Genomic DNA, 17528 nt, shown 5'->3' on the forward strand with positions numbered 1-17528 from the left:
GCCTGTTTTTGCCTTGCCTGACCTTCGCTCGCCGACTTTTCGTACAGAGCCTGGATCACGATTTCTGAAGCGCGATTGCCGAGGTCTGCGCCTCGTGCAGTTCTCAAGACTTGCCGGGAGTGGCTGCGGGCTCAAACAGCGCGACCTTTTCGCCAGCCACTTCATGTACGGCTGCATTGATGAAGTTATAGGTGCCGCAACGACACAGGTTGATCATCGCGGCTCCGATCTCTGCATCCGAAGGGTGGGCGACCTGTTTGAGCAATGAGGTCGCGGCCATGACCTGACCTGACTGGCAATAGCCGCATTGCGGGACCTGATGCTTGACCCAGGCGGCAACCACTCGCTTGCCTACGTCATCTTCTTCGATGGCTTCGATCGTCGTGATCTTGCGCCCGATGACACCCTGGATCGGAACGACGCACGAGCGTGCGGCCACTCCGTCGATCAGGACGGAGCAGGCCCCGCATTGAGCAAGGCCGCAGCCGTACTTGGTTCCGGTCAGCCCGAGTTCATCGCGAATGACCCACAGCAGTGGGGTATCGCCTTCGGCCTGGACCTGATAGGTCTTATCGTTGATCTGCAGTTCCATGATTATCCAGCCATCCAGTGGGGAAATGCCCTTGAGTGCCATTTGTTTGCGGGCCAAAAAGCAAGCGTTTCACTTGCGCAACACTGCTGAAACGTTAGCACGTACTGACGGACGCTCCATGGCGCCTGGTTTCTAGGCTATATGAGTGAAATTGATAAATACCCTTCAACTGCGCACAGGCTGAGGCCATGCTCTGGTCGCGGCCTGTGCGGATTGTGGATTTAATGCCTGGGTTCAGGCGTTGGCCAGCGTGGTGTTATCGATCACGAAACGGTATTTGACGTCACCCTTGAGCATGCGCTCATAGGCTTCGTTGATCTGGTCGGCACGCACCAGTTCGATGTCCGAGACGATGTTGTGTTCGGCGCAGAAGTCCAGCATTTCCTGGGTTTCAGGAATGCCGCCGATCATCGAGCCGCTGATCGAACGACGCTTGAAGATCAGGTTGAACACCTCGGGGGACGGGTGTGGTGAAGCGGGGGCGCCAACCAGAGTCAAGGTGCCGTCACGCTTCAACAGCGCCAGGAAATCATCGAGGCTGTGCGGTGCTGCCACGGTATTGATGATCAGGTCGAAGCTCTTGGCATGGGCGGCCATTTCCTCTGGGTTGCGCGAGATGACGACCTCGTCGGCGCCCAGTGCTTTCGCCGCTTCGCGCTTGGATTCGGAGGTGGTGAAAGCAACCACATGCGCGCCCATGGCATGAGCCAGCTTGATGCCCATATGGCCAAGGCCACCGATACCGACAATCCCGACTTTCTTGCCGGGGCCAGCCTGCCAGTGGCGCAGCGGTGAATAGGTGGTGATCCCCGCGCAGAGCAGCGGCGCCACGGCGGCGAGTTGTTCAGCCGGGTGACGGATACGCAGCAGGTAGCGCTCGTGTACCACGATCTGTTCCGAATAACCGCCAAGGGTCCAGCCGGGAGCATCCGGGGTCGGGAAGTTATAGGTGCCGATCATGCCGTCGCAGTAGTTTTCGAGGCCCGAGTCGCATTCTTCACACTGCTTGCAGCTGTCGACGATGCAGCCGATACCGACCAGATCGCCGTGCTGGAAGCCTTTTACGTGCTTGCCGATTGCGGACACGCGCCCGACAATTTCATGGCCTGGCACGCAAGGGAACTGAGTGCCCGCCCATTCGCCACGCACCTGATGCAGGTCAGAATGGCAAATGCCGCAATAAGCGATATCGACCTGAACATCGTGGGGGCCTGGAGCGCGGCGGGTGATTTCCAGTGACTCAAGGGGTTTATCGCCAGCGTAGGCGCCGTAGGCTTTGACCGTCATGGGTTCTCCTTTTCATGAGTACATGAGCCCTCTTGGGGCTGGAGGGTCTAGTCTAGAGGCGAAGAGCCCATCGATATATTGCGTTAATCCGCATGCAGATATGAGCGATATCGAATAATCGAGGCGGCCGTGAGGTGATAACCTCGCGTCTGCGTGGCGGTTGCTTCTTAGGCTTTTGGGGGCTTTTGTGCTCGCGGCTTCTTAGGCGCCGGTTCATCCTGGTCGATGGCAAGCGCATCGCCACCCAGGCTGCGGGTCAGTTCAAGGGCTGCATTCTGAAACAGCGGATGGAGGGTTCTAGCCTGGTCTGCTGTCAAGCGACTTGCCGGGCCTGACAGTACCAGAGCCCCGATCAGGTTTTCACCCGGCCCAAAAATGGGCAGTGACATTGAGGATGCGTGCGGGTCGGTGGCACCTACCGAATAGATGGGCTTTATCATTTTCGCTGCCAGCGAGTAGGGCGTACGTAGTGCTTCGGCCCCGGCAGCTCCGTCCATGGGGCGGGTGTCGCCCGGTTGCAGGTGCAGGCGCAAGTGGTGCGGTGAGTTAACCCGGTAGAGGCACATCCTGTAAGCGCCATGGCGCACATAGAACGATGCGGTTTCGCCTGTTTCCTGAGTCAGCCGGTGTAGCAGCGGTGTTATATGGCGCTCAAGATCGAGCCCATCCTGATAGACAGTGTTCAATCGCATGATTTCTGTTGCGAGTTGATAGCGTCCGTCCGCCATGCGGGTGATCAGTCCGTAGTTCTCCAGCGAGACCATCAGTCGCATGATGGTGCTTTTGATCAGCCCTGTGCGATTGGCCAGCTCGGCAAGCTCCAAAGCCGTATCGCCCACCTTGAATGCAGTAAGAACGGTCAGCACCCGATCTGCCGATGCAACCCCGGCGACAGCGGGACGCGGGCGGATTTTAACCATTTGGATTTCCCCTTGTAGTTGTGGGCATCGGGTGATGCATTACTACGCTGCAAAATACTGCCATTGTCCGCTTGGAGCAATGCGTAAGCACCTGAGCAGAAAGCTTATTTGGTTTCGGGAAGGGGAAGGGGGGCGGAAACTTTCCTGGCACAAAAAGCACTGCCGCTCAGGTTTGACCCTGGCGGCAGTATTGAAAGGTTGATGCTGTTTGATCAGTGGGCATTTGCCTTGCGTTCAAATCCTGAGGTTTCGGCTGAATCAAGAAGCTGTTTTCGTCCCATCAGCAAGACCATGATTGCCCCCGCTGCACAAAGGGCTGCAAGCGGCAGCAGCGCCAATGCATAGCTGCCTGTGGAGTTATGTATGGCTCCGTAAACGTTCACCATCACACCTCCACCAATCAGGTTGGCCATGGCGCCTACGGCTGCCAATCCTGCAGCGGCCGTTGATGATGACAGCCAGGTTGAAACCAGCGCCCAGAATGGTCCCTTCATGGAGTAGGCACCGATCAACACCATGCTCAGCATGAATACTGTGGCGACCAGTGATGACGTTAGCAAAGCCATCAAGAGTCCGGCCGTGATGAGCAGTAGTGTCGTTGCGGTGTGCCAGCGCCGTTCGCCGGTTTTGTCGGAGCTGCGTCCCCATACGATCATAAGCACTGATGCCAGCCCGTATGGAATGGCGTTGACCAGGCCGATTTCCATATTGCTCAGGCCGAATGTTTTCAGCAGTTGAGGTGCCCAGACACTCATGGTGCTGCCAGCGGCTGACGCTCCCGAATAAATCAGAGCTAGGACCCAGATATGTTTGTGTCGCAGCAGCTTCCAGAGGGAGATGTGGCCAATGGCTGTTTTTCGGGCGCGCTCTTCGTCGAGACGAGTGATCAGCCAGTTCCGTTGCTCTGCATTTAGCCAGTGTGCTTGTTCAGGACGGTCTGTGAGTACGAACAGGCAGGCAATGCCCAGCAAGGTGGCAGGAATCCCTTCAAGAATGAAAAGCCAGTGCCAGCCTCGCATGCCCAGCCAGCCGTCCATGCTCAGCAGAAGGCCTGAGAGAGGAGAGCCAATGAAGTTGGCGCCCGGAATTGCCACCATGAAGATTGCCACCATGCGTCCCCTGTAGGCGGATGGCAGCCAGTAGGTGAGGTACAGCAGCACTCCCGGAAAAAAGCCAGCTTCGGCTGCGCCTAAAAGGAAGCGCATGACGTAGAGAGAGTTCGCTCCCTGGACAAAAGCGGTGCCCGCAGAAATAAGCCCCCAGGTAATCATGATCCTTGCGATCCAGCGCCGCGCACCGAACTTCTGCAAGGCCAGATTGCTCGGGACCTCCACAAGAAAGTACGAAACAAAGAACAGGCTGCTTGCAAGTCCGAATATTGCGGGCGTCAGACCCAGATCCTGGTTCATCTGCAAGGACGCCATACCGATGTTGCCGCGATCGATGATCGCGAGCAGGTAGCAGAGAATCAGAAAGGGTAATAACCGCCATGCGACCTTTCGCATCGTTGATTGCTCAAGGGCGCTGATCTCGTTGGAACTGATGGACATGACTCTCTCCCGTTTTGTTTTTTTTGGAGAAGCGTTATGGATTTATGAATTTCACCCGCTGCGCTTCGGGGCGCTTGCGGGATCAGCTTTCAAACAGGTGGCGGTTCACTACGGCGCGAGGGTCAGGCGATGTGCCGTTCCAGAAGTTCACAATCTGCTGTACGGCCAGTAAACCCACGCGATCTCGTGCTTCTGCTGTATTCGCCCCGACATGAGGTGTCGCTACCAGAGTCGGCAGCCCCCATAGCGGTGAGTCGGCAGGCGGTGGCTCGGGGTTGAATGTATCCAGCCCGGCTCCGGCAATCTTGCGGGTGCTGAGTGCCTGTACCAGAGCATCGGTATCAATCAGTTCACCTCGGGCAGTGTTGATCAGGATGCTGCCTGGGCGCATGCGGTTGAATTGCTTTTCCCCGAAAAGGTTGCGGTTCTGGTCGGTCAGGGGGCAATGCAGGCTGATGATGTCGCTGTCTGCTACCAATGTATCGAAGTCGCGGACAAGCTGGATATCCGGTATTGAAGGCAGTTCTTTCAGGTAGGGGTCATAGACCTTTACTGCCATTCGCAGAGGGACGACCAGTTCCGCCAGGATACGGCCGATCGAACCCAGCCCGACAAGGCCCAGCGTCTTGCCTGACAGCTCTATGCCGACAGAGGTGGATTTGTCCCAGTGCCCGTCGCGCATCCTGGCATCCAGAAGAGCGGTCTGACGTGCAACGCTGAACATCAGGGCCAATGCATGTTCTGCAACGGATTGGGCGTTGGCTCCCAGGGCAATCGTGACCGGAATGCTGCGCTCGGCAGCTGCGGCGATGTCGATGGTGTCATAGCCCACGCCATGCTTTGCGATGATTTTCAGTTTCCTGGAAGCATCGATCATTTCCCGCGTCAGCTTGCCTTGCCTGACGATAATTGCATCAGGCTGCTCACTGGCGATGATTGCGGTCAGATCGTCGGCGGGGGTGTATGGCGTTGTAGGCACGACCCGAACACCTTGAGAGGCGGCATACGCCATGGCTTCGGCTGTCAGTTCAGGCCCGGTCAACAAGAGGGTTTGAGTCATTTGCACACCTTGGTTTTTTTGTCTGAGTGCGGTTTTGCCGTTATTTCGGCTTTCTCGGCAGGGATGAAATTAGCATAATGAAACGGCGTTGCAATAAAAAATATTGCGAAGGCTTTTTTGCGTTCTGAAAAGTCACGCCTGAAAAAAATGAAATCCGTTTTATGTCAATTAATTAGGCGGATTGTGGTTGTTTTTAGCCATTCATCGGCAGATTTTCTGCCTTGAGCTCAGCCTGGGCAATCTTGCGAGAATAAAAAACAGGTGATAATTTTGAAATGCCGTTTCATTTAATGGGTTCAGTTGGACCTCGACGGTTCACAAAAAACACAAGAGGAATGCCGAATGTCCATTGGTTTCAGAGTGCTGAAGCAAGAGCGCAAGGTCGCTCCCGAGTGGGTTGAGCGTTACAGGAGTGTCCCTGTCGCGAACGTCAGCGACTCGATGCATCGCATGACTGCTGGCGGTACCAGACTCCATGCCATGCACCGCACGGGTGTGCTGGCCGGACCCGCTCTCACGGTCAAGGCGCGGCCCGGTGACAATCTGATGCTTCACCATGCACTCGATATCGCCCAGGCTGGAGACGTTATCGTGGTGGATGCAGGAGGGGATCTGAGCAATGCCCTTATTGGCGAGATGATGGTTGCGTATGCAATCAAGAAAGGCGTTGCCGGGATTGTGATCAATGGCGCGATCCGTGATGCCGAGAGCATTGCCGCTGGCAACTTTCCGGTATTTGCAGCGGGCGTCACCCACCGCGGGCCTTACAAGGATGGCCCTGGCGAAGTCAACGTGCCCATCGCTCTTGATGGCATGGTCATAGAGCCAGGCGACCTGATTATCGGCGATGGTGATGGCTTGCTGTGCGTGCCTTTCGATCAGGTCGGCGACGTTTATGACCGCGCGTCAGCCAAGCATGCCGCGGAACAGAAGCAACTCGAACAGATAGCTCTGGGTGAAAATGACCGATCCTGGGTCATGAAGTTGCTTGTTCAGAAGGGGTGTGAGTTTTCTTCCTGATATCTGATCGCATCGCCCTGGCTCCCAGGCTCCACTCCCGATTGGCGCGACTGGGAGGCGGCAGGTTTTTCGTATGTGGCCAGTGACAGCGCGCAGGCTGTCCTGGCCAGTCGCATCAAGCTGCACCAGATGCGTCAACTCCCAGAGTTGCAGAGGGGGGAACTGACTTTACGCATAGCCAGGAATTTGCCGATCGGTAAGGCCGAAAGTAAGCCGGGTGCTTCGGATGTCTGCAACAGTTGCGGCACCCGCCAGTTGCATCACCGTACGAAGCTCATTGTCCAGATGTTCAAGCACGGAAACTACTCCTCGCCATCCTCCCAGCGCCAAGCCATAAAGCACCGGGCGCCCCAATGCGACTACGTCGGCGCCCGCTGCAATTGCTTTGAACACATCTGTGCCGCGCCTGATGCCACTGTCAAAGATGATGGGAACCCGTTCTTCAACAGACTCAGCCACATGTAGCAGTGATGTGAAGGCCGCCGGGGAACCGTCCAGTTGCCTTCCTCCATGGTTTGAAACCTGGATCGCGGCGGCGCCGTGTTCAATGACGCGAAGAGCATCCTGGCTTGTGGTCACGCCTTTTACGACAACAGGCAGCCCGCTGTGCTCATGAGCGTAACTGATCGCATCCAGAGACAAAGCGGGTTGGAACGATCGATCGGTACAGCGGGGGTTACCGGCGGCGTCTATGAAATTCCCGCGCAGATGTCCTGCATCGAATCCGTTTCGACGGTTGTGCTCCCGGATGCCTCCGACCGTGACATCGGCAGTTAACACCACGGCTGTGTATCCTGCCGCTCGTGCCCGGTTGAGGAGTTCGCGGTTAAAACCATCGTCGCGAGTAAGGTAAAGCTGAAACCACTTCGGCCCTGCGCTTGCTGCGGCAATGGTTTCCAGGCTCTGGGTCGAGACGGTGCTCACGCAGAGCAGCGTTCCGACGTGATCCGCCGCAATCGCAGTGCCTGATTCAGCAGAGGGGTGGGCAATACCTTGCGACGCCATTGCCGCGATCGTAATGGGCGAGCGTAAAGAGACCCCGAGGATTGATGTCTCCAATGTCTCCACGACCTTGCCGGTCAGGATTCTCTGATCGATGAAGGCTCGGCTGAATGCCTCCCGGTTTTCACGCAAGGTCTGCTCATCACCAGCCCCGCGTGCAATGTACTCGAACCCCGCCGTGGGTATGACCTTGGCCGCCCGGGATTCAAGTTCGATGAGGTTACTGAACGTTACCGGTGCGTCTGGCACATCCGGGACGCAGGCATCATTCGTTGTCATGGTTACTCCAGAGTTGCGCGTAGTTCGTCGTTAAAGGTTATTTACTTACCTGTCAGCTGGATGTCGCCAAATAGCGCAATGCCCTCAGCTGTCCAGTGAAAATTCTTGACGCGCGATGACGTAGCGGCCTGAAGCAAGCGCTCATGAAGAGGGAACGTAGCGGCCTCATCTATCAAAAGATCTTGTAGCGCACCGTATGCCTGCTCTCGTTTTTCCGGCGCAATGGAGGTAACGCCGGCATCGAACAATTCGCGGGCTTTCGGCAGTGTCTGGGGCTCGTATATGTTGGTTGCGACCGCTGCGCTGTAAGCCGTTCGAGGGTCGAGGATTGTTTGCAGAATGATGGGGTCAGCACGTGTCATATATACGGCCGTCAGGTCGTAATTCCCGGCCCCGTTTCTGGCAGACCAATCGGCGCGAGTCAGTACGTTCAGATTCAGATCGATTCCCGTTTTGCGCAGTTGATCCTGAATGAGAATGTCGCCTGGAGTCTCCGCAGGAGAAATGTTGTACACCAGACGCAGGCGTTTTCCGTCTTTATATCGGAAGCCATCGTCCGCTTTGATCCAGCCTGCTTGATCCAGTAAGTCAGCAGCGCCGTCAGGATCGTACGCCAGCTTTTGTGACTGAGACTTGTAGTACGGCGTGGTGACATCCAGTACTCCACTGACAACAGGGAAGGTGGGGGAGAACACGACTTGAGCAAAGCTTTTGCGATCAATGGATTTCTGAAGAGCAATCCTGACTTTCCTGTCGCTCAAGATTCGCTGGGCACTTACGTTGGGGTATAGATTGAGGGCGGGGCCGGGCAGCGAGCGAGTCTGAATGGTTGCCCCTTTTTTCTCGAACAGATTTGCATTGATTTCCGAGAACGGCAGCCGTGGCCAAAGAATGTCCACCTTGCCTTGCAAAAAGAGACCGTTGCGGACGCTCTCTTCCGGGGTGTAGGTGATATTCACGGTGTCCAGATAGGCATCGCCCTGATTCCTGGAGTTGGCCGATGCCCAGTGATAGCCATGACGTTTGGAAAGTTTAGCGCCGGTTTCGGGGGTGTAGGAGTCCAGGACGAAGGGGCCGGTGCCAATGATCTGGCCCAGTGAACGCTCCCGTTCGGTGAGCGCATAGGACGCAGGAGCAAGAATGGCCAGAATAGTGGTCGATGTTGCTTGCAGAAAGCCTGCGTTGGGTTTGCTCAGCACAAGCTTCACTGTGAAGTCATCGATTACCTGCGCGTGGTCGTATCCGCTGAGGTAAGTGGCGCCAAAAGTGCTGGGCAGCTTCTCGACCAGTGCCTTGTTGCTATCGAACGCCGTTTTGACGGCCTTGGCATTAAAACGCTCTCCGTTGCTGAATGTGACATCGTCACGCAGATAAAAGGTATAAGCCAAGCCGTCATCGCTGATTTCCCAGCGTTTGGCGAGCCATGGAATGATCTGACCGCTGGAAGGTTCCTGGTCGGTCAATGACTCGGCGACATTACGCAGCATGACCCGGTGTTCCAGCCAGTAGACCTGAAACGGATCAACACTCACGAGAATGGTATTGTCAGCGAAGAAGGTGACGTTCAATACCTTATCGTTCGATTCATTGGAGGGTGAGCAGGCGGCAATTGAAATCAGCGCAACGATGAGTGCGCAGAGATGCCCTGTAGAGCGTCGTAAAGACATGGCTACTCCGTTCATTATCGGGCCGCAACAAAAAGGCGTGTGATTGGGGATGGTGAGAGCGATGTGGTGGTGGCGAGGTCGCTCGGGTAGTCGCTTTCGCGAGACAGTTGCAGAAGCTCAACTTGCGAAAGAAGGTAATCGTATGGAATTGGGGTGGGAAATTCTTTTTTGATCTAAGATAATTATAAAACAAGTGAATTATATTTTTTTTTTAAATGCTTTTTGTGCATTTTTGTGGGTTGGTCTGGAGGTTTTGGGCAGGCCGGGTTTTAGGTTCTTTGCCCTGCATATAGTATGGCTCTCAGCTGATTGGGCTGGGAGGTAACCGTCAAACTCCGCTATGCGCGGCGAGATTGCGATATTGTCCTTTGAAGTAGAGCAATGGCTGCGTAGCAGCAGTCGCTTGTTGCAGGTTTAAGGCTTTTACTTCACCAATCACGATCAGGTGATCACCTGCGGCGTGCTCGGCATGTATTTCGCAATCAAGCCAGTGCAGATTGCCGACAATGATCGGGTTACCCAGCGGAGACTCCTCCCATTCGACGCCATGCCATTTGTCCGTACCTCGCCGAGCGAACTGATTGGAAATATTGGCCTGCTCACCCGAGAGGATATTGACTGCAAACCGACCTGCCTGGCGAATTCCGGGATAGCTGGCCGAGCTGCTCATGACGCTGAACGATACCAGTGGCGGGCTCATCGACACGCTATAGAAAGACTGGCACGTGAAGCCAATCGGTTCCCCGGCAATGTGGGATGTAATCACGGTAATACCAGATGCGTAGTATCCGAGCGCTTCACGAAAGCTCAATGGCTCGATAGCAGTATCAGAAGGCGACATGGCAGGTCCTGAGAAGATAGTGGGTTGATATTGTTGATGGGGACGCCTGAAGCAGCCGGATAATCTGGCTGACTTCAGCCTGTGAAAGCGGCCATTGATCAAAAGCGACCTGATCGCCTGTTCAATACCTGCGCCATTTCCGAAGGTTGCTTAGCGTTCGTTCGAGAGTTCTCTGCGGACGATTTCTGCACCCGCACTCAACGCGCGCAGCTTTCCGCTCGCGACTCGACGTGGCAAAGGCGCCATGCCGCAGTTGGTGCATGGATAGAGTTTGTCGGCATCGACGAACTGAAGTGCTTTTCTCAGGGTATTGGCGACTTCCTCGGGCGTCTCAATGGTATGGCTTGCCACGTCAATGGCTCCTACCATCACTTTCTTGCCCCGAATGAGTTCAATCAGATCCATGGGGACGTGAGAGTTGTGACACTCCAGCGAGATGATATCGATACTGGATTTTTGCAGTTTGGGAAAGGCTTCTTCGTACTGTCGCCACTCCGAGCCCAGCGTCTTCTTCCAGTCGGTATTCGCTTTGATGCCGTAGCCGTAGCAAATATGCACAGCGGTTTCGCATTTGAGTCCTTCAACCGCCCGTTCCAGGGTGGCAACGCCCCAGTCATTCACCTCATCAAAAAAAACGTTAAATGCAGGCTCATCGAATTGAATGATGTCGACCCCGGCAGCCTCCAGCTCTTTGGCCTCCTGATTGAGAATCCTGGCAAATTCCCAAGCCAGTTTTTCACGGCTTTTGTAATGAGCATCGTAAAGGGTATCAATCATTGTCATTGGGCCTGGCAGGGCCCACTTGATTGGCTGCCTGGTTTGCTGGCGTAGAAATCTGGCGTCTTCGACAAAAACGGGCTTTCGTCGAGCAACAGCACCCACAACCGTTGGCACGCTCGCATCATAGCGGTCACGAATTCTGACAGTCTCGCGCTGTTCGAAATCAACGCCGTCGAGGTGTTCAATAAACGTAGTCACGAAATGCTGGCGAGTTTGTTCACCGTCACTGACGATATCGATTCCGGCCAATTGTTGTTCTTGCAGCGACAAACACAGCGCGTCTTGCTTGCCTTCAATCAATTCTTCGTCTTGCAATTTCCAGGGTGACCAAAGGGTCTCAGGTTGCGCAAGCCAGGAGGGTTTAGGCAAGCTGCCTGCAGTCGAAGTGGGTAACAATTTTTTCATGAAGATGGCCTTGTTTTTAATTAATCAAAGAGCGCAACGGGCGGACCACTGCTCAAGAACGGCCTGGTAGGGTTTGATGAAGTTTTCTTCGGCAAATTTTCCTTGTTCAATAGCCAGCCGGCTACGTTCCTCGCGGTCATACACAATTCGAGTCAATGAATAGTCCTGGTTTTTCAAACTCGGCTTATAGGACTTTCCTGCCACCGAGTTCGCATTATAAATCTCAGGCCGGTAAATCTTCTGGAAAGTATCCATTGTGCTAATGATGCCAATGAGTTCAAGGCTGGTGTAATCACCCAGCACATCGCCTGAAAAATAAAAAGCCAAAGGCGCAGCGCTGTTCGGCGGCATGAAATAGCGAACCTTCAGCCCCATTTTCTTGAAATACTCATCCGTCAAAGAGTATTCATCCTGCTGGTACTCAACTCCCAGGACAGGATGCTGATTCTCGGTCCTGTGGTAGGTCCTGGCGCTCGATACGCTCAGGCAGATAACAGGTGGCTTGTCAAAATGCTTTTTATAGGCATTTGAATTGATGAGGCATTTGAACAACTTTCCGTGCAGATCTCCGAAATCTTCTGGCGTACTGAATCCGGACTGGTTCTTGTTGTGCTCTAGCAACCGCACACTGAAGTCATAGTCGCGTACGTAAGAGGAAAAGTTATTCCCCACGACCCCATTGATACGCTCATTGGTTTTTCGATCAACAATCGTTGTTTTCAAAACCTCAATCAACGGGATGGCATGGTCACCGCCTTCAGCGTCAATATTCATCTCCGCGGAGATAATGTCCAGTTCGACCGTGTAACGATCACCTTCAGGATTGTCCCAATGCGCCAGGGCATTGAAGCGATTGTCAATCATCTTCAAGGTGTTGCGCAAATTCTCCTGGCGATTTTCGCCCCTGGCCAGATTGGCAAAGTTGGTCGTGATGCGCGTATTGTCTGAGGGTAAGTAATGCTCATCAAAACCAATGCTCTTGATAGCAAATGTGAGTTCTTTGTTCATCTTGATCTGATACCTCTCCTTTAAGCTCGACCTGAATTTACTGCTTCACCTTTCAGGGTTGGCTAACATTCTTTTTTAACCCGGCAGCCGTTACTCTGCCTGCCGTGAAAAGTTGCACGTATTTTAAGAACGGTGGCGACATGAACAAAAACGAATTGATTTCAATAAAACATTAGTCATGTTCATGATGGATGCCTGGTCAGGATCAGGCTTTGTACGAAATGTATCTGCGCTCGGTGATGCCGCGTTAAAAACAGGCTAGTGCGCGAGCGCGATCGAAATGCTCATTTGCACCCGTAAACTCCGCCTTACCCCCGATTGGTACGACTGGGAGGCGGCAGGTTTTTCGTATGTGCCAGAGGTGAAAGCCAGGACAGCGTAGAGGCTGCCCTGGCCTGTCAGGCCGTGTTTACCTGACTTTAATGACCACCTTGCCTTTGGAACGCCCCTGTTCCACATAGCCAAGAGCATCTGCTGTTGACTCGAACGGGAAGGAGCGATCTATCACCGGCTTGATTGCGCCGGACTCGATCAGCGCGCTGATTTCACGCAGTTGAGCGCCATTTGCCTGCATGAAAACGAATGCATAGCTGACGTCGAATTCGCGTGCTTTCTTCCTGATGCCATAACTCAGCAAACGCATGACCTGCTTCAGCCCCCAGGACAGTTTCTGCTCGTCAGCAAACAGGGGCGTCGGTGGCCCGGAGATGGAAATGAGCTGACCACCGGGCTTCAGAACCTTGAGCGATTTATCCAGAACGTCGGCTCCCAGACTATTGAGTACGACGTCATAGTCGTGCAGTTCGCTCTCGAAGCTTTGCTGCGTGTAATCGATGACAGCGTCCGCTCCCAGCGCTTTCACCCACTCGACATTGCTCGTGCTGGTAGTTGTGGCAACAACGGCCCCGAGGTGCTTGGCAAGCTGAATGGCGATGGTTCCAACGCCGCCTGAGCCGGCGTGTATAAGTACTCTCTGTCCCTTTTTTAACCTTGCGGTCTCGACCAGTGCCTGCCAGGCCGTCAGAGCGACCAAAGGGATAGAGGCTGCTTCCTCCATGCTTATGTTCTTGGGTTTCAGAGCCAGTGAATCTTCCTTGACGCAGATAAGCTCGGCGAAGGTGCCGATGCGCTCCTGAGGAGGGCGCGCATAAACCTCATCACCCGGCCGGAACTGCCGCACAGCAGAGCCTGTACGCACCACCACGCCAGCCAGATCGTTACCCAGCACCAGTGGAAAGGAATAGGGCAGGATCAGTTTGAATTCACCTTTCCTGATCTTGGAGTCCAGGAGATTGACGCTGGTGGCATGCACTTGAACCAGAACGTCGTCGGGCCCCACGTCCGGGTCGGGTAACTCGGCAAGACGTCCGCTGTTCTTGCCATAACGATCGATGAAAAATGCCTTCATGTTGATTTGGCTCTGTGAATTGGAAATCGGGCAATCCGATAAGGCCTGCTTTTCTCGTCAGGCAGACGCCGTGTGCAGGGTGGCAAGCATTCAGCGTGATGCAACGCCCGGATTTCAGCCCAGCGTATATAAATGCTCATTAATGATGATGTTCATAATCTTAGAGGTCAATGATTTTGATTATAAACGACATCAAAATCTGCTCGGTGCCTGCCTGCTGAGGCAGTAGAGGGGAATTTGGGGGAGGAGAAATGCCTCGGTTTTGTGGGGTGTAACAAAATGCCATCATTTGCTTGAAAAATATCTACACTCCCAATCAGGGGGTAGCCCAATCGAGGGTTCGGGCGATGCGCCCGCTGATTGCGGTTCCTGGAGACAGCCACAAGGATCGAGAAAATGACAGTGAAGTCTGTGTTGGCAGCGGTAAGTATTGGGGTTGGAAGCCTGACATCGGCAGTGGTACTGGCAGATGAGTACAGTCTGGATCAGAACTGGAGTGCGAAAGATCTCGCAGTCTGGCAGGACACTTCTCAAGGGTCACGTCTGGTTCCTCTGAGCTGGATGATGGCCTTGGAAATAAAAGGCTCGAAAGTGCCTTTCATGTCCGACGCGAATATCGAAAGGTATGGTTATACACCGCGCACTCTGGAGTTTGACTACAAGAGTTATCGGTTGCCCTTGGGGTTTGTGGTCGATCAAGGCAGTGACAAGTCCCTGACGTTTTCTCGCCTGCGCTGGAAGAACAACCAGTCTGACAAGGAACCTTGGGTGGGAATGAACTGCGCGGCCTGTCACACGGCCAATGTTTCCTACAGTGGCCATACCTGGGAAGTTCAGGGCGGCCCCACCAATGCCGATTTCCAGAAGTTTGTTGATGCCTTCCGCGATGCTCTGATCGACACCCAGAGTGATGATGAAAAATTTGATCGCTTTGCGACAAAGGTCCTTGCAGGTGACGACTCCGAAGGTAATCGTCAGCTTCTGTCCAGTTCACTGAAGGAGTTGAATCTTTTCCTTGAGAAAAGCGCATCGCTCTATAAGACGGATCTGGTGTATGGCCCGGGCCGAGTTGATGCCGTGGGGCATATTCTCAACCGTGTGGCGCAGCTCAATGGGGCGCCAAACCCAACGCCCAACCCCTCGGATGCTCCAGTCAGCTATCCGTTTCTGTGGAACACTTCCCAGCACGATAAAGTGCAATGGAACGGTGTCGCTCCAAACAAGCGGCTGGGCCCGGATGGCCTGGATGTTGGCGCTCTTGCGCGCAACGCCTCGGAAGTCGTGGGGGTCTTCGGTGATGTGGCCTTTCGCTCCAATTCGCTTTTCAAGGGCTTTGTTTCAAGCGTGCGCATCGATAACCTTGATCAGCTCGAACGCACGTTGCAGCGCCTGAAACCACCGAAATGGCCTGAAAAACTCGGAGCTATCGATCCTGTGAAGGTGGAGCAGGGTGCCAAGCTGTTCGACAATAATTGCTCAAGCTGCCATTTACCGTTGTCACGCGATGATCTGAAAAGCAAGATCGTCGCTCAGATGACTCCTATCAGTACGAGGCCCGAAAGCCTTCAAAGCATCAATACCGACCCCTGGATGGCTTGTAATGCCGTCCAGTTCATCAGTGATCCTGGCAAGCTCAAGGGCGCGCTTCTCAACACGTTCAAAGGTGTTGTCACAGATCAGACGACTTTGGTCACACAGTTGGGCGTAACGGCACGGGAAATATTACTGAACCAGAAGAAAGACCTTCTTGAGCTGGCGATGAAGGATTACCTGAACGTCCAGTCGCAACCGCCACGAACCGAACGCAAGAGCGTTTTCTCCTTTTTGAGCTTTGCCTCGACCGAAAAGAACAAGCGACTCCAGGCCTGCTATGCACTCGATATCCAGGACTATCCGACTCTTGCCTACAAGGCGCGCCCATTGACGGGCATCTGGGCAACAGCGCCTTACCTGCACAACGGCTCGGTACGCACGCTGTATGATCTGCTGCTGCCTCCCGACGCACGTCCTTCGAGCTTCAAGGCGGGCTCGATTGTGTTCGATCCGAAGGCTGTCGGTTTTATCGATGCCAATGGGCCTGGTGCCCCGTTCACTTTCGATACTTCCTTACCGGGGAACTCCAAGGCAGGTCATGACTATGGTGCATCCTCTTTCAACGATGACGAGCGCTATGCATTGATCGAGTACATGAAAACCCTGTAACTCAGGCGCTGCACTGTCGCGCAGCAAACAGGGGACGGTGGGAGCGGATTTATCCGCGAAAGCGGTATGACATCCGACAGAGATGAGTCGTTTGAAATGCCGCCTCGCGAATAAATTCGCTCCTGCTCCCTGGTCCGCAATCCTACCTGTTGGTGAATCTCACATCCCGCATCAACAACCCAAACCGCAAATCCACATCCTCAGGAATCGGCAGATATACCGTATGCCCGTCCCCCGGAGCCACTTCGATTGTCTCGCCCTTGGCACTCTGTAACTGATGCAGGTCAAAGTGGACGTTGCCTTTGGGCGTCATCAATTCCATATGGTCGCCGAGGCTGAAGCGGTTCTTGACCCGTACTTCGGCCAGTCCGTCGCGGCGTTCGCCGGTCAGTTCGCCGACGAACTGTTGTTGCTCCGAAACCGAGCTGCCGTTCTGGTAGTTCTGGTATTCGTCGTGGACATGACGGCGCAGGAAGCCTTCGGTGTAGCCGCGCTGGGCCAGGGATTCCAGATCGGTCATCAGGCTGCGGTCGAATTCGCGGCCGGCTACAGCGTCGTCGATTGCCCGGCGGTAGACCTGTGTAGTGCGGGCGCAATAGAAGTGGGATTTGGTCCGGCCTTCGATTTTCAATGAATGCACGCCCATGCGGGTCAGGCGCTCGACATGCTGTACGGCGCGCAGGTCCTTGGAGTTCATGATGTAGGTGCCGTGTTCGTCCTCGAAGGCGGGCATCAGTTCTTCCGGGCGATTGGCTTCCTGCAACAGGAACACCTGATCGGTCGGCGCGCCTGCGCCCAGGGTCGGCTCGGGTTCACAGGTTTGCACGATGTCGCCAAGCTGGTTCTCCGTGGCTTCTTGCGCGGAATATTTCCAGCGGCAGGCGTTGGTGCAACTGCCCTGGTTGGCGTCACGCTTGTTGATGTAGCCCGACAGCAGGCAGCGGCCGGAGTAGGCCATGCACAGCGCGCCGTGGACGAACACTTCCAGTTCCATGGCGGGAACCTGCTGGCGTATTTCGTCGATTTCTTCCAGGGACAGTTCGCGAGACAGGATGATCCGGCTCAGGCCTTGTTGTTGCCAGAACTCGACACTGGCCCAGTTCACGGTATTGGCTTGCACCGACAGGTGAATCGGCATCTGCGGGAAGTGTTTGCGCACCAGCATGATCAGGCCGGGGTCGGACATGATCAGCGCGTCGGGAGCCATGGCGATTACGGGTTCAAGGTCTTTGAGGAAGGTCTTGAGCTTGGCGTTGTGCGGCGCGATGTTCACCACGACGTAGAAGCGCTTGCCTTGAGCCTGAGCCTCGCGAATGCCGAGTTCCAGGTTGGCGTGATCGAATTCGTTGTTGCGCACCCGCAAGCTGTAGCGCGGCTGGCCGGCATAGACTGCATCGGCGCCATAGGCAAACGCATAGCGCATGTTTTTCAGGGTGCCGGCGGGGGCGAGCAATTCCGGGGTAAAGGGTGTCATGGCGGTGTCGGTCGCAAAAAGTCGCGAACGGTA

14 protein-coding genes are annotated in these 17528 nt (G+C 54.8%); 2 read left to right on the forward strand and 12 right to left on the reverse strand.

Going from position 1 to position 17528, the window contains the following annotated elements:
- Positions 1-103: 103 nt before the first annotated feature.
- The 5 genes from ACODS3_RS19475 to ACODS3_RS19495 all read right to left on the reverse strand — a co-directional run bounded on the left by ACODS3_RS19475 (position 104) and on the right by ACODS3_RS19495 (position 5409).
- Positions 104-592 (reverse strand): (2Fe-2S)-binding protein, encoded by a 489-nt coding sequence (locus ACODS3_RS19475; protein WP_201006795.1) that lies wholly within the window; start codon positions 590-592, stop codon positions 104-106.
- 234 nt (positions 593-826) lie between these two features.
- Positions 827-1879: an NAD(P)-dependent alcohol dehydrogenase gene (locus tag ACODS3_RS19480; protein WP_201020281.1), complete on the reverse strand. Its 1053-nt coding sequence runs from the start codon at positions 1877-1879 to the stop codon at positions 827-829.
- Between the two features lie 167 nt (positions 1880-2046).
- Positions 2047-2799, reverse strand: coding sequence for an IclR family transcriptional regulator (locus ACODS3_RS19485; RefSeq protein ID WP_201006791.1), 753 nt, complete (start codon positions 2797-2799; stop codon positions 2047-2049).
- 212 nt (positions 2800-3011) lie between these two features.
- Entirely contained in the window at positions 3012-4349 is a 1338-nt protein-coding gene (locus tag ACODS3_RS19490; RefSeq protein ID WP_489035803.1) for an MFS transporter, read from the reverse strand.
- Positions 4350-4431: 82 nt separating this feature from the next.
- Positions 4432-5409, reverse strand: coding sequence for a hydroxyacid dehydrogenase (locus ACODS3_RS19495; protein WP_489035805.1), 978 nt, complete (start codon positions 5407-5409; stop codon positions 4432-4434).
- A gap of 342 nt (positions 5410-5751) precedes the next feature.
- Here ACODS3_RS19495 and ACODS3_RS19500 point away from each other — a divergent pair, with 342 nt between their 5' ends.
- A complete protein-coding gene (locus ACODS3_RS19500; protein WP_489035807.1) occupies positions 5752-6429 on the forward strand; it encodes an RraA family protein in 678 nt (225 codons plus the stop codon).
- A 168-nt stretch (positions 6430-6597) separates the two neighbouring features.
- Here the strand turns inward: ACODS3_RS19500 and ACODS3_RS19505 are convergent, their stop codons facing one another.
- The 6 genes from ACODS3_RS19505 to ACODS3_RS19530 all read right to left on the reverse strand — a co-directional run bounded on the left by ACODS3_RS19505 (position 6598) and on the right by ACODS3_RS19530 (position 13819).
- Positions 6598-7710, reverse strand: coding sequence for an alpha-hydroxy-acid oxidizing protein (locus tag ACODS3_RS19505; protein WP_201020277.1), 1113 nt, complete (start codon positions 7708-7710; stop codon positions 6598-6600).
- Positions 7711-7751: 41 nt separating this feature from the next.
- Entirely contained in the window at positions 7752-9377 is a 1626-nt protein-coding gene (locus tag ACODS3_RS19510) for an ABC transporter substrate-binding protein (protein WP_304575666.1), read from the reverse strand.
- 328 nt (positions 9378-9705) lie between these two features.
- Positions 9706-10218: a flavin reductase family protein gene (locus ACODS3_RS19515; RefSeq protein ID WP_201020275.1), complete on the reverse strand. Its 513-nt coding sequence runs from the start codon at positions 10216-10218 to the stop codon at positions 9706-9708.
- 150 nt (positions 10219-10368) lie between these two features.
- Positions 10369-11403 carry a methionine synthase gene (locus tag ACODS3_RS19520; protein WP_304575665.1) on the reverse strand — a complete coding sequence of 345 codons (1035 nt, stop codon included), beginning with the start codon at positions 11401-11403 and terminating at the stop codon, positions 10369-10371.
- Between the two features lie 24 nt (positions 11404-11427).
- A complete protein-coding gene (locus tag ACODS3_RS19525; RefSeq protein ID WP_489035810.1) occupies positions 11428-12411 on the reverse strand; it encodes a DUF1852 domain-containing protein in 984 nt (327 codons plus the stop codon).
- A 409-nt stretch (positions 12412-12820) separates the two neighbouring features.
- Positions 12821-13819 carry an NADP-dependent oxidoreductase gene (locus tag ACODS3_RS19530; protein WP_489035812.1) on the reverse strand — a complete coding sequence of 333 codons (999 nt, stop codon included), beginning with the start codon at positions 13817-13819 and terminating at the stop codon, positions 12821-12823.
- Between the two features lie 396 nt (positions 13820-14215).
- Between ACODS3_RS19530 and ACODS3_RS19535 the strand changes: the two genes are divergently transcribed.
- Entirely contained in the window at positions 14216-16021 is a 1806-nt protein-coding gene (locus tag ACODS3_RS19535) for a di-heme-cytochrome C peroxidase (RefSeq protein ID WP_489035814.1), read from the forward strand.
- Positions 16022-16163: 142 nt separating this feature from the next.
- Here ACODS3_RS19535 and trhP read toward each other — a convergent pair whose 3' ends face one another.
- The gene (gene trhP, locus ACODS3_RS19540) at positions 16164-17495 is read right to left on the reverse strand and encodes a prephenate-dependent tRNA uridine(34) hydroxylase TrhP (protein WP_304575662.1); all 1332 of its coding nucleotides are present in this window, start codon (positions 17493-17495) and stop codon (positions 16164-16166) included.
- Positions 17496-17528: the final 33 nt, after the last annotated feature.

The organism is Pseudomonas sp. FG43, from assembly GCF_057809175.1.